12 protein-coding genes are annotated in these 11,814 nt (G+C 70.7%); 6 read left to right on the top strand and 6 right to left on the bottom strand.

Annotated features, from left to right (window positions below):
• Positions 1-5: 5 nt before the first annotated feature.
• Entirely contained in the window at positions 6-761 is a 756-nt protein-coding gene (locus tag KJK29_RS11855; RefSeq protein WP_215118686.1) for a hypothetical protein, read from the top strand.
• A gap of 23 nt (positions 762-784) precedes the next feature.
• Here the strand turns inward: KJK29_RS11855 and KJK29_RS11850 are convergent, their stop codons facing one another.
• A complete protein-coding gene (locus KJK29_RS11850; protein ID WP_215118685.1) occupies positions 785-1,297 on the bottom strand; it encodes a hypothetical protein in 513 nt (170 codons plus the stop codon).
• A 23-nt stretch (positions 1,298-1,320) separates the two neighbouring features.
• On the bottom strand, positions 1,321-2,436 hold the full coding sequence (locus KJK29_RS11845) for a magnesium and cobalt transport protein CorA (protein WP_215118683.1): 1,116 nt from the start codon (positions 2,434-2,436) through the stop codon (positions 1,321-1,323).
• 463 nt (positions 2,437-2,899) lie between these two features.
• Between KJK29_RS11845 and KJK29_RS11840 the strand changes: the two genes are divergently transcribed.
• Positions 2,900-3,484: a suppressor of fused domain protein gene (locus KJK29_RS11840; RefSeq protein ID WP_215118681.1), complete on the top strand. Its 585-nt coding sequence runs from the start codon at positions 2,900-2,902 to the stop codon at positions 3,482-3,484.
• A gap of 60 nt (positions 3,485-3,544) precedes the next feature.
• On the opposite strand, the gene KJK29_RS11835 is transcribed toward KJK29_RS11840, so the two are convergent.
• Entirely contained in the window at positions 3,545-4,768 is a 1,224-nt protein-coding gene (locus KJK29_RS11835; protein WP_215118679.1) for an MFS transporter, read from the bottom strand.
• Positions 4,769-4,927: 159 nt separating this feature from the next.
• Between KJK29_RS11835 and KJK29_RS11830 the strand changes: the two genes are divergently transcribed.
• The 3 genes from KJK29_RS11830 (at position 4,928) to KJK29_RS11820 (ending at position 7,383) form a co-directional block, all read left to right on the top strand.
• A complete protein-coding gene (locus KJK29_RS11830) occupies positions 4,928-5,569 on the top strand; it encodes a DUF6758 family protein (protein ID WP_215118677.1) in 642 nt (213 codons plus the stop codon).
• A gap of 193 nt (positions 5,570-5,762) precedes the next feature.
• Positions 5,763-6,620, top strand: coding sequence for a PHP domain-containing protein (locus tag KJK29_RS11825; protein ID WP_215118668.1), 858 nt, complete (start codon positions 5,763-5,765; stop codon positions 6,618-6,620).
• A gap of 157 nt (positions 6,621-6,777) precedes the next feature.
• Positions 6,778-7,383, top strand: a complete 606-nt coding sequence (locus tag KJK29_RS11820; protein WP_215118667.1) for a MarC family protein — start codon at positions 6,778-6,780, stop codon at positions 7,381-7,383.
• Positions 7,384-7,396: 13 nt separating this feature from the next.
• Here KJK29_RS11820 and KJK29_RS11815 read toward each other — a convergent pair whose 3' ends face one another.
• Together KJK29_RS11815 and KJK29_RS11810 are read right to left on the bottom strand one after the other, a co-directional pair.
• Positions 7,397-9,454: a trypsin-like serine peptidase gene (locus KJK29_RS11815; protein WP_215118666.1), complete on the bottom strand. Its 2,058-nt coding sequence runs from the start codon at positions 9,452-9,454 to the stop codon at positions 7,397-7,399.
• A gap of 135 nt (positions 9,455-9,589) precedes the next feature.
• Positions 9,590-9,742, bottom strand: a complete 153-nt coding sequence (locus KJK29_RS11810; RefSeq protein ID WP_010047718.1) for a hypothetical protein — start codon at positions 9,740-9,742, stop codon at positions 9,590-9,592.
• Between the two features lie 229 nt (positions 9,743-9,971).
• Between KJK29_RS11810 and KJK29_RS11805 the strand changes: the two genes are divergently transcribed.
• Complete coding sequence (locus KJK29_RS11805) at positions 9,972-10,865, top strand: NYN domain-containing protein (RefSeq protein WP_215118665.1); 894 nt, start codon at positions 9,972-9,974, stop codon at positions 10,863-10,865.
• Here KJK29_RS11805 and KJK29_RS11800 read toward each other — a convergent pair.
• On the bottom strand, positions 10,862-11,734 hold the full coding sequence (locus tag KJK29_RS11800; protein ID WP_215118664.1) for an alpha/beta fold hydrolase: 873 nt from the start codon (positions 11,732-11,734) through the stop codon (positions 10,862-10,864). The two genes, KJK29_RS11805 and KJK29_RS11800, sit on opposite strands and share 4 nt — an antisense overlap.
• Positions 11,735-11,814: the final 80 nt, after the last annotated feature.

The following is an 11,814-nucleotide window of genomic DNA, read 5'->3' as shown; positions in this document are numbered from 1 at the left end:
CACCAGTGACTCCGATTCGCCACGGCCGAAGCCGTAGTGCCGTCCTCGCGAGCGCGATGTGCGCACTGCTCGTGACGGGGACGGTGCTCACCGGCTGCGCGGAGGATCCGAACGAGGGCACCAACGGGGTCGGCAGGCTTCCCGCCGGGAAGATCCAGACCAAGACCCGCACGGCCGCCGAGTCCGCCGGGGCGGTCCGGGTGCACGGCAGCGTCGTCAGCGGCGAGAAGACGTACGCGCTCGACATGCGGCTGAAGGACGACGGCGGCGAGGGATCGGTGACCACCGAGGGGACGACCTTCCAGGTGCTGCGCATCGGCGAGCAGCTCTTCGTCAAGGCCGACGCCGAGTTCTGGAGTCACGGCGACGGCCAGGGCGGGAAGGGCGACGGGGACGCGGCGGCGGCCTCCAAGCTCGGCGGCAAGTTCGTGAAGGTGCCGCAGGGCGACCCGGCGTACAAGAAGTTCAGTGGTTTCACGGACAAGGGTGTCCTCCTCGACGGTCTGCTGACCCTGCACGGCACACTCGCGACGGACGGCCACGAGGAGCAGGCGGGCGTCCGCACCATCCGCATCACCGGCGACAAGGGCTCCGGCGGCGCCCTGGAGGTCTCCCTGGAGGGCACGCCGTATCCGCTGCGCCTGGAGCGGGCCGGCGGCGCGGGCACCCTCACCTTCTCCGCCTGGGGAGAGGACTTCTCCCTCAGGGAGCCGGAGAAGAACGAGACGGTGGACTACGGCCGGCAGCTGCCGACGTCGTAGCGACGGCTCCGCGCGTCCGGCGGCTATGTGCGTTTGCGCTTCTTCAGCAGCAGACGGGGCAGGCCCGCCGGGATCGGCCGGCGGGTGATCGCCGGGGACGGCAGCGGCGGCTCGGACAGGGAGCCGTCGGGCAGGGGTGCCCTCGCCCCGGTCGGTTCCAGGCGCAGCACCCGGCATTCGCGGGCCCAGCGGCCGGTCATCGCCTCGCCGTCGGGCGCGTTCAGCCGTTTGCCCTTGAGCTCGGCGACCGTCGCGTCCCACGCCTCGGAGCCCGGCGCCAGCTCGGTGACCCGGGCCGTCCAGGAGACCAGCCGGCCTCCCTTGTCCTTGCTGCGGACCGTCACCCGGGCCTCGGCCCCGTCGGCGAGACCCGGCAGGGGCTGCTCGCCCGGCCCGTCGCCGATCAGGCACGCGGCACCCTCGTGCCACACGTGCCAGAGCGCACGCGCCGGGCCGTCGGGGCCCTGCACCCAGACGAGGCCGGACTTCTTGGTGGCCTCCTCGACGAGGGCCTGGCCGAGCAGCTCGCTTGTCATGGTCCCCAGCCTATCCAGGCTGCTCACAGCCACCCGTTCCGCTTCAGCGTGCGGTGGATGCCGAGGCAGATGACCACGGTGATGCCCATGATCACCGGGTAGCCGTACCGCCAGTGCAGCTCCGGCATGTGGTCGAAGTTCATGCCGTACACCCCGCACACCATCGTCGGTACGGCGATGATCGCGGCCCATGAGGTGATCTTCCGCATGTCCTCGTTCTGCGCGACGGACGCCTGCGCGAGGTTGGCCTGGAGGATGGAGTTGAGCAGCTCGTCGAAGCCGAGGACCTGCTCCTGGACCCGGGCCAGGTGGTCGGCCACGTCCCGGAAGTACTTCTGGATGTCCGGGTCGATCAGCAGCATCGGCCGCTCGCTCAGCAGCTGCATGGGCCGCAGCAGCGGCGACACGGCCCGCTTGAACTCCAGCACCTCGCGCTTGAGTTGGTAGATCCGGCCGGCGTCCGAACCGCGCGGCGAGCCCTTGCGCCCCGGGGAGAACACCTCGGTCTCCACCTCGTCGATGTCGTCCTGCACCGCGTCGGCGACCGCGATGTAGCCGTCGACGACGTGGTCGGCGATGGCGTGCAGTACGGCCGAGGGGCCCTTGGCCAGCAGCTCGGGGTCGTCCTGGAGGCGGTGCCTGAGGGCCCGCAGGGAGCCCTGGCCGCCGTGCCGGACGGTGATGAAGAAGTCCCGTCCGGTGAAGCACATGACCTCGCCGGACTCGACGACCTCGCTGTTGGCGTCGAGCTGGTCGTGCTCGACGTAGTGGATGGTCTTGAAGACCGTGAAGAGCGAGTCGTCGTAGCGCTCCAGCTTGGGCCGCTGGTGGGCCTGGACGGCGTCCTCCACGGCCAGCGGGTGCAGTCCGAACTCACTGGCGATGCCGGAGAATTCGGCCTCGGTCGGCTCGTGCAGGCCGATCCACACGAAGCCCCCGTCGCGGCGCACCAGGCGCACCGCCTCGTGCGGGGTCAGCGGGGCCTCGGTCTCGATGCGGCGGCCGTCGCGGTAGACGGCGCAGTCGACGACGGCGGTGGCCGTCGCCGGGCTGCGGGTGGCGTCGTACGGGCCGCTGTCCTTGCGCAGCGAGACGCGGGACGGACGGACCACGGCGCGCAGGTCGCGAATCATCGACATGGCGGGCTCCTTCGCGGGGAGGGCAACGAAAGGCGCCGACGGCGACGGGTGGAACTACCCGGAATGAGGACGTAAGGACTACGGATGTTTGGCACGTCCACAAAGCGGGGAGCACCGCACCGTCGCGGTGGCGGGCTTCGTTACTGATTCAGCTACTGAGGCAGATCAGGAAAAACGAAACGAAGCGCTCTTCCGCGGTGAAGCGAGTGCGAGAGGTGGCGGCCGGCCAGAGAGACAGAGCGGCTACATCAGCGGCGGGAGAGCGTGGTGCTACTGCACGGTCGACTTCGATCCATTGCAGCCCCACCTCCTCCGGCCGGTCCCTCGTAAGGGAGTTCCTTCGGCGTCGGGGCTTGATCGCGACGCTTCTGCGTGCTGCCCCGAACCAGGGGGCAAGAGTAGCAGCCGTCAAAACTGTCAAGGTGCTCCTTTGCCCGCTACTGACGAGTTCTATGCTCACCGCATGGCTGATGTTCTTCCTCTGGTCGAGGCCCGGTTGCGCAGCGCCCTGGGCGAACCGGACGCGCGCGCGGCAGTGACGTTCCTCGGTACGGACCGCATCGAGGTGCTGCGCTTCCAGGACGGCGGCATCGCCCGCTACGCCACGCTCGGCATGTCCGCGCAGCCCATGACGGAGCCCACGGCGACGCTCGCCGACCCGGTCAAGGGTCCGCGCGCGGAGCTGGTCCTGTCGGTGCGCGCGGGGCTCGCCGAGACGGACAAGGTGCTCCGCCCGCTCGCCGTTCTCGCCGCGTCTCCGCAGGTCGAGGGCGTGGTCGTGGCCCCCGGTGCCTCCCTCGACGTCGGCGAGCCGCTGTGGCCCGGCGCCCCCTTCACCTCGGTCCTGGTCGCCGAACCGGGCGGCCTGGTCGAGGACCTCGAGCTCGACGAACCCCTCGACCCCGTACGGTTCCTGCCGCTGCTGCCGATGACCCCGAACGAGGCCGCCTGGAAGCGGGTGCACGGCGCGCAGGCGCTCCAGGAGCGGTGGCTGAACCAAGGGACGGACCTCCGGGATCCGTCCCGGAAGTCCGTCCCGCTGGAGTGAGGTGGACTGAGGCCTGAGTGAGGAACCTCACCAACCCATGGCCGAAAAGCATCAGTTGGCTCAGTTGGCGAAGACGGTGACGCTGTCCTCGGTCGCGTGCCTCGGCTCCAGCTCCTCGGCCTCGTGGGTGAGGGCCTTGCGGCGTACGACCACGACGACGGCGCCCAGTACGGCCGTGACGGCCGCGACCACGAAGGGGATGTGGATGTCGGTCCACTCCTCGATCCTCGGTGCGAAGAACGGTGCGGCCGCCGCCGCGAACCAGCGCACGAAGTTGTAGCCCGCGCTCGCCACCGGCCGGGGCGCGTCCGAGACGCCGAGGGCCAGCTCGGTGTAGACGGTGTTGTTCACGCCGATGAAGGCACCGGACAGGATCGTGCAGACGACGGCCGTGGTGTGGTCGCCGTAGCCGAGCACGAGCACGTCGGCAGCGAGCAGCACCAGGGAACCGCCGAGCACCTTCAGCGAGCCGAACCGCTTCTGCAGGCGCGGTGCCACGATCACCGAGAACACGGCGAGCAGCACACCCCAGGCGAAGAACACCGCACCCGAGCGGTACGGGCTCATGTTCAGCACGAACGGGGTGAAGGCCAGCACGGTGAAGAACGTGTAGTTGTAGAAGAACGCCGAGATCGCCGCCGAGGCGAGGCCGCCGTGCCCGAGGGCCTTGATCGGGTCCAGGAGTGAGGTCTTGCGGGCCGGCTTCGGCTGCTCCCGCAGGAACACCGCGATGCACAGGAAGCCGACGGCCATCAGGAAGGCCGTACCGAAGAACGGGTAGCGCCAGCTCGCGTCGCCGAGCAGGGCGCCCAGCAGCGGACCGCAGGCCATGCCGAGGCCGAGGGCCGACTCGTACAGCAGGATCGCCGCCGCGCTGCCGCCCGCCGCCGCTCCGACGATGACCGCGAGGGCCGTCGAGACGAACAGCGCGTTGCCGAGGCCCCAGCCGGCCCGGAATCCGACCAGTTCGCCGACGGATCCGGAGGTGCCCGACAGTCCCGCGAAGACCACGACCAGGGCGAGGCCGAGCAGCAGGGTCTTCCTTCCGCCGATGCGGCTGGAGACGAAGCCGGTGACCAGCATCGCGATCGCGGTGATGAGGAAGTACGAGGTGAACAGCAGGGAGACCTGGCCGGCCGAGGCGTTCAGGCCCGAGGCGATGGACGGCAGGATCGGGTCGACGAGTCCGATGCCCATGAAGGCGACGACCGACGCTCCGGCGGTCGCCCACACGGACTTGGGCTGCTTGAGGAGGCCGCCCGCTCCGGCGTCGAAGGGGTCCATTGCTTGCTCCCTTTCCCGAGACGAGGTAGTTGGTATATACACATACTAAGTTAGCCACGCTAACTAATGCAAGTTACATCTAATATGGGGGTGAAGGGTTCCGTCCGGTTGGGTGATCGTCCTTGACGCGGCGGGGCGGGGGTAGGACCGTGGGGCCCTATGAGGGGCGAACCCAGTTGCCCGAAGTGCGGTGGCCGGGTCAGGGCTCCCGGCCTCTTCTCCGACTCCTGGCAGTGCGATGTGCACGGCACCGTTCATCCGGTGCAGCCTGTGATACCGCCCAGCGTCGACGCCCTCAACGTCGTGGTGCACCGGACTCAGGTGCCGGTGTGGATGCCCTGGCCGCTGCCGGTCGGCTGGCTGTTCACGGGCGTGGCCTGCGCGGGCGACGACCGCACGGGCGGCCGCGCCACGGCCGTGGCCTGCACCGGGCCCGGGCCGCTCGGCGGGATGGGCGAGCTGATCCTGGTGGCCGAGGAGTTGGGTGTCGGCCTCGGCGCGCGGTACGCGGGTATCGACGGTCCGGACCCGGGGCCGTCCATGGACGTCGGCAAGCCGGCTCACGCCAAGGTGCTCGCCGCGGGGCGGCCGACGCCGCTGTGGCATGTCACCGGAGCGCCGGGCGACCGGGCCGTTTTCGCCGGTGAGGCGCTCGGCATGTGGCTGTGGGCGGTGGTCTGGCCCGAGCAGTCGGGGTTGCTGATGTACGACGAACTGGTGCTGGCGGATGTGCGGGACGCGGGGGCGGAGGTGGAGCTGGTGCCGTGCGGGGCCCTGTCGCCGCGCTTGCTTGAGCCGTAGCGCCTCGGGGGGCGGTGGTTCGGTTTGCGCGCGGCCGCGGGGCGGACGTGGCTGGTCGCGCAGTTCCCCGCGCCCCTTTGGGGGCGTCGGGGTGTAGGGGGCGCTTCCTTGGTTCGGGTGTGACATCGGATGTTGAAAATCCGGTTATCCTTGAGCAGCCCTGTTCGTCCCGTGAGCGTCTGGAGTCCGTGTCGTGCGTATCGATCTGCACACCCACTCCACCGCTTCCGACGGCACGGACACCCCGGCCGAGCTGGTGCGCAAGGCTGCCGCGGCCGGGCTGGACGTCGTCGCGCTCACCGATCACGACACCACCCGCGGGCATGCCGAGGCGATCGCCGCGCTGCCCGAGGGGCTGACGCTGGTCACCGGGGCCGAGTTCTCCTGCCGACTCGACGGCGTCAGCATGCACATGCTCGCCTACCTCTTCGACGCCGCGGAACCGGCGCTGCTCGCCGAGCGCGAGCTGGTGCGGGACGACCGGGTGCCCCGGGCGCAGGGCATGATCGCCAAGCTCCAGGCGCTGGGCGTGCCCGTGACCTGGGAGCAGGTGGCGCGGATCGCCGGTGACGGGTCCGTCGGTCGCCCGCATGTCGCGAGCGCGCTCGTCGAGCTGGGTGTCGTGCCGACCGTGAACGACGCCTTCAGCCCGGACTGGCTGGCCGACGGCGGCCGGGCCTACGTCGAGAAGCACGAGACCGACCCCTTCGAGGCGATCCGGTTGATCAAGGGCGCGGGCGGGGTCGCCGTGTTCGCGCATCCCGCGGCGAGCAAGCGGGGGCGTACGGTGCCGGAGGCCGCGATCGCGGAGATGGCGGCGGCCGGGCTGGACGGGGTCGAGGTCGACCACATGGAGCACGACGCGGATACGCGGGCGCGGCTGCGGGGGCTGGCGAAGGAGCTGGGGCTCCTGGTGACCGGGTCGTCGGACTATCACGGCAGTCGGAAGACGTGTGTGCTCGGGGAGTACACGACGGATCCCGAGGTGTACGGGGAGATCACTCGGCGGGCTTTCGGGGCGTTTCCCGTGCCGGGGGCTGGCGGGGTCTGAGGTTTCTCTCCTGTAGGTCCGTTTCAAGGCACCCGGCGCTGTCGGCTGTGCCCACCCGTTCCTCCCCCAGTGCCTGAAGGGCCTGGGGGGACCCCCAACGGAACGCCTGCCCACAGCGGTAACCGCGCGTTTCATCAACCCTGCAAGGCCATCACCCATGTTCGAACTCGCCGTCTTCGGCTCCCTCTTCCTCACTCTCTTCGTCATCATGGATCCCCCCGGGATCACCCCGATCTTCCTCGCGCTCACCGCCGGCCGGCCCGCCAAGGTGCAGAAGCGGATGGCCTTTCAGGCCGTCTGTGTCGCCGGTGGGGTGATCACCGTGTTCGGGCTGCTCGGGCACCAGATCCTCGACTATCTGCATGTCTCCGTGCCCGCGCTGATGATCGCGGGCGGGCTGCTGCTCCTGCTGATCGCGCTCGATCTGCTCACCGGGAAGACCGACGAGCCGAAGCAGACCAAGGACGTCAACGTCGCCCTCGTGCCGCTGGGCATGCCGCTGCTGGCCGGGCCGGGGGCGATCGTGTCGGTCATCCTCGCCGTGCAGAAGGCGCACAGCGTCGCCGCGCAGGTGTCCGTGTGGGCGGCGATCCTGGCCATCCATGTCGTGCTGTGGCTGGTGATGCGCTACTCGCTGGTGATCATCCGGATCATCAAGGACGGCGGCGTGGTCCTGGTGACACGGCTCGCGGGCATGATGCTGTCCGCGATCGCCGTGCAGCAGATCATCAACGGCGTCACCCAGGTGATCCAGGGGAGCTGACGGGGCGGGCGCGTCAGGTCCGGCCGAGCACCGAGCCGATCGCACCGGCCGCTTCCGAGTGGGCGAGGTACTCGTCGATCTTGTGCGCACGGTCGCGGCCGTTGGAGACGGCGAGCTGCGTGAGCTTGCCCCAGCGCTCGTCCTCCAGCGGGCAGCCGATGGCCACCGAGTCGGTGGGGCACCAGACGTTGACCCAGTCACGCACCCGGGGCGGCCGGTGCGGGCCGCGGGCGAGGAGCCGTTCGTTGACGCCGTCCAGGCCGAGCGGGCTGCCCGCGGTGACGAGCAGGACCGGGTCGAGGGTCTCCGGGAGCCGGGTCAGCAGGTCCAGGCCGACGACCGTGCCCAGGCTGTGCGTGACCAGCACCAGTTCGCCGGTGGTGGGCATGGTCGCCATGACGCTGTCCAGCACGGACTGCCGTACGGCGCTGTCGCCGAGGTACAGATCGACGTCCCGCAGGAACGTGGCGATGGTCCACTCGTCCAGGTCGGACCGTGCGGCCAGCCAGCTCAGCGGCCGGTGCAGCGTCCCGACCAGGCCCGCCCCGAAGCCCTCGGTGGCCGCCGGGCCGTTCTGCGGCATGCCGGCCCGGGCGGCCGCCTCGTAGAGCAGTCGGTCGTAGGAACCGGTCGGTGACTTCGCGGCGAAGATCTCGGCGGCAGCGGCGGCGCTCACCTCGTCCAGGCCGATGGCCTCGACCGCGCTCTCCTGGCCGGTCACGAGGTTGTGCAGTCTCGTGCCGTAGAAGGGGAACCACACGTCCTGCGGGTCGATCGGGGGCAGGCTGGCGAGGGTGAGTCCGCGGTTCAGGCCCGCCGTCCACTCCCGGCGGAGGACCTCGGGAACCTTGCCGTGCTGGTCCCTGCCGTGCAGGAAGAGCAGGTGGCGGCGGCCGCCGAAGGCGGTGCTCCGCGCCGGGCGTCCGACCTTGGGCTGCTGGGCATCCGTTCCGCTCTCGGTTGCCGGAGTGGTGGAGGCCGGTGGGGGCGTGACGCCGGGCAGCGTCGGCGCGGGGAGCGGGGCCGTGCTCTGGTCCAGGCCCGAGTCCGGGCCCATCTCGGTCAGCAGGGCGCGCCGGGCGGGGTCGAGGTCCAGCCGGGCCAGGTGTTTGAGGATCACGCTGATGCGGACGCCCTCGTTGGCGACCCACTCGATCGCGTCGTCGCCGTCTCCCTCGTGCCAGGGCTGCCCGTCCTTGCGCAGGACGCGGCCCCGGTCGTCCTTCTTCGGCACGCCGCTGTGATGCAGGGCCACGACCTCCCACTGGTCGTTGAAGACGGGGGAGCCGGAGTTGCCGGGGCGCGTGTCGGTCCGGTAGTGGACGAAGTCGTCGAGCCGTACCAGCACCGCGTTGTCGCGCAGAACGATCTCCTTGAGGCGCCCGTCCGGGTGACCGATGATGTTCACCTTCTCGCCGAGCACCAGCTTGCCGATCTGCACGCTGAGCCGGTTCCAGCCGAAGATCTCGCCCGGCGGGCGGCCGTCCGGGGCGGGTGCGACCGCGACCAGGGCGAAGTCCAGCCGTCTGTCCGCGGCGAAGAAGGCCCCCGGGTCGAGCTCCATGCGGACGGTGGCGTCGGGGAGGTTGTCGACCGTGACCTGGGCGTTGAACTCGGCGAAGCACCGGCGGGCGAAGCTCTCGTCGGGCAGTACGTGGTGGTTGGTCAGCATCAGCCGCGGCGACACCAGGAAGCCGGTGCCGTGCGGCAGCTCACGGCCGTCGCGGCGCAGGGTGATCCGGGCGACCGAGGACCCGGCCCTGACCCCGCGCGGCAGGAAGCTCCAGGCCTGAAGCTCGTTGGACAGGTCGATGATGCGTTCGTTGGCGTCGGGCAGGTCCATGGCCTCGGCGTGGATGTCCGCCACGACCGCGGAGGGCGACAGACCGCCCCGCTCGAGGATCCGGTCCGCGCGGACGGCGAGCGCGTCCGGGGCGTCCGGGAAGCGCACCCCGGCCGCCAGCTCGCCCTCGATCCGCTCACGCTCCGCGGTGGAGTCCTCGTACCGCCGCGCGGCCTCGTCCCTGGCCTGCTGGTGCAGCTCCCCGTTCGACCGGCCCGTCTCGGACATGTGTCCCACCGTCCTGTTCGCTCTCGCTGGGCCCCCCAGCCAGTACGCCCCCGGTCACAGCGGTCCGCAACAGCGACAGCCCCCGCGCGGCCGGTGCCGGGCGGGGGCTGTCGAAGTGGGGGAGAGCTGCGCGCGTTATGAGGCCGTGGTCCCGGCCGGGCGGATCCAGAGGCGCTGCCCGGTGGCGGCGGCCTGCTGAACGATCCGGTTGACGGAGGCGGCGTCCACGACGGTCGTGTCCACGGGCGTGCCGTCGACATCGTCGAGGTGCATGATTTCGAAGCGCAAGGGCTTCTCCCTTCGTCTGGTCATCCTCCTGAGGAGAACTACTTGGTGTGGCGGCCCACGAGGCGTCGGTGCCCGGTGTTCCATATGGGTCAACAGGACTGCATGGTTCAAACATTCCCTACGCTAAGGAAATTTTTCGAACGGCTAATTACTGTGCCGTAAGAGTGTCGTTACGGGACCGACCGGGACCGTTTGTGTTCGCAGCGTGACCGCCAGGACAATGGAAGTGATGAACGACGACCTCGCGGCCCTGAGCGCCCGCATCGACCACACCAACGAGCTGCTCCAGCGCATGCTCGCCGAGGTGGCGAAGACACCCTCGACCCATGCGATCTTCGTCGATGCCGGGTACCTCTACGCGGCCGCGGGACGGCTCGCCGCCGGTACGGAGGACCGCCGCGCGTTCGATCTGGACGCCGAGGGCCTGATCGACGCGCTGATCGACAAGGCCCGCACGATCTTCGCGGACAGCAGGCTGCTGCGGGTCTACTGGTACGACGGCGCCCGCCGCCGCATCCACACGGCGGAGCAGCAGACCATCGCGGAGCTGCCGGACGTCAAGGTGCGCCTGGGCAACCTGAACGCCAACAACCAGCAGAAGGGCGTCGACTCCCTCATCCGCTCCGACCTGGAGTCACTCGCCCGGCACCGCGCCATCAGCGACGCGGCCCTGCTCGGCGGCGACGAGGACCTGGTGTCGGCGGTGGAGGCGGCGCAGGGCTACGGCGCCCGGGTCCACCTGTGGGGCATCGAGGCGCCGGAGGGCCGCAACCAGGCGGAGCCCCTGCTGTGGGAGGTCGACAGCCAGCGCACGCTCGACCTGGACTTCTTCAAGCCCTACGTCTCCCGCCGCACGGCCGCCGCCTTCGAGGCGACCACGGGCCGGCCGACCCGCGAGGACGTGCGGTTCGTGGGCGCCCAGATCGCGGCGAAGTGGCTGGCGGCACGCGGCCGGGAGACGCTCGGGGAGCTGCTGCACGGCCACCCCTATCTGCCCGGCTCGGTCGACCAGGACCTGCTCGTGGAGGCGGAGGGACTGTTGCAGTACTCGCTGCGCGGACAGGCCGATCTGCGGCGCGCCCTGCGGGACGGGTTCTGGGAGCATCTGCGGGCGCAGTACTAGACCGTCCGGACGCCGTCCCAGAAGTCGGCGAGGGCGGCGGCCATCGGCAGGGGCCGGTCGGCGTTGGGGGAGTGCTCGGCCCCCGTGATGACCGTGCGGTGCGCGTTCAGCCGCAGGGCCATGTCGTCGAGGAGTGCCACCGGCCAGGTGTCGTCGTGCGCGCCCGACAGGACGTGGAACGGCAGCGGTGCGCCGGCGAGTTCGCCGACGCGGTCCGGCTCGGTGCACAACTGGCGTCCGGCCGCGCGCAGTTGGGCGGGCTTGTTGCCCAGCCAGCGTCGGCGCAACTGCTCCTGGTCGCCGATGCCGCGGGCGGGCCCGCCGACCTCCTCCGGCGGCCCCATGGCCTGGATGGCCCCCCACACCTCCTCCATCGACATCACGGCGAGCGCGTCCCGCAGCAGCTTCACGCGCTGCTGCTGGGAGACGGAGATCTCCGCCGGGCCCGACGAGACCAGGGTCAGGGAGAGGAAGGGGGCGTGGTCGAGCAGCACGGCCGCACGGGCGACCTGGCCGCCGAACGAGTGGCCCAGGAGATGCAGGGGAACGCCGACCGCCTCGGCCTGCGCGAGCACGTCCCGGGCCAGTTCCGGCCGGCTGTAGGCGGATTCGTCGGCCTCCGGTCCGTCCGACTCGTGCTGCCCCCGACCGTCCAGGGCGACGACCCGGTACCCGCGCTCTCCGAGCGGCTCGTGGAGCAGGCTGAAGTCCTCCTTGCTCCCGGTGAACCCGGGCAGCATCAGGACGACCCCCCTGACCCGCGCACCCGCCTTCGGTGACGACTCGACGGCGGCGAACTCACCGCGTGCCGTGCGCAGGGGGTAGGCGCGGGCGCCCGGGGGCGGGGTGAAGGTGGCTTGCCTGCTCACGGGGTGAGGGTAGCGGGTGGGGCGCGCTCCGCGGTGGGTGGCCCGCGCGCACCCGTGCACGCCGACGGCCCGGCCCCACC

Source organism: Streptomyces koelreuteriae, from assembly GCF_018604545.1.
Classification (GTDB): domain Bacteria; phylum Actinomycetota; class Actinomycetes; order Streptomycetales; family Streptomycetaceae; genus Streptomyces; species Streptomyces koelreuteriae.
The sequence above is the reverse complement of the archived record's forward strand: the minus strand, read 5'-3'. Positions and strand labels throughout refer to the sequence as shown.

What these genes read in the sequence shown, in the direction of transcription:
- KJK29_RS11805 (WP_215118665.1), top strand. Translation starts at nt 9,972, where the DNA reads ATGAACGACGACCTCGCGGCCCTGAGCGCCCGCATCGACCACACCAAC.
- KJK29_RS11850 (WP_215118685.1), bottom strand. Translation starts at nt 1,297, where the DNA reads ATGACAAGCGAGCTGCTCGGCCAGGCCCTCGTCGAGGAGGCCACCAAG.
- KJK29_RS11820 (WP_215118667.1), top strand. Translation starts at nt 6,778, where the DNA reads ATGTTCGAACTCGCCGTCTTCGGCTCCCTCTTCCTCACTCTCTTCGTC.
- KJK29_RS11845 (WP_215118683.1), bottom strand. Translation starts at nt 2,436, where the DNA reads ATGTCGATGATTCGCGACCTGCGCGCCGTGGTCCGTCCGTCCCGCGTC.
- KJK29_RS11835 (WP_215118679.1), bottom strand. Translation starts at nt 4,768, where the DNA reads ATGGACCCCTTCGACGCCGGAGCGGGCGGCCTCCTCAAGCAGCCCAAG.
- KJK29_RS11840 (WP_215118681.1), top strand. Translation starts at nt 2,900, where the DNA reads ATGGCTGATGTTCTTCCTCTGGTCGAGGCCCGGTTGCGCAGCGCCCTG.
- KJK29_RS11815 (WP_215118666.1), bottom strand. Translation starts at nt 9,454, where the DNA reads ATGTCCGAGACGGGCCGGTCGAACGGGGAGCTGCACCAGCAGGCCAGG.
- KJK29_RS11830 (WP_215118677.1), top strand. Translation starts at nt 4,928, where the DNA reads ATGAGGGGCGAACCCAGTTGCCCGAAGTGCGGTGGCCGGGTCAGGGCT.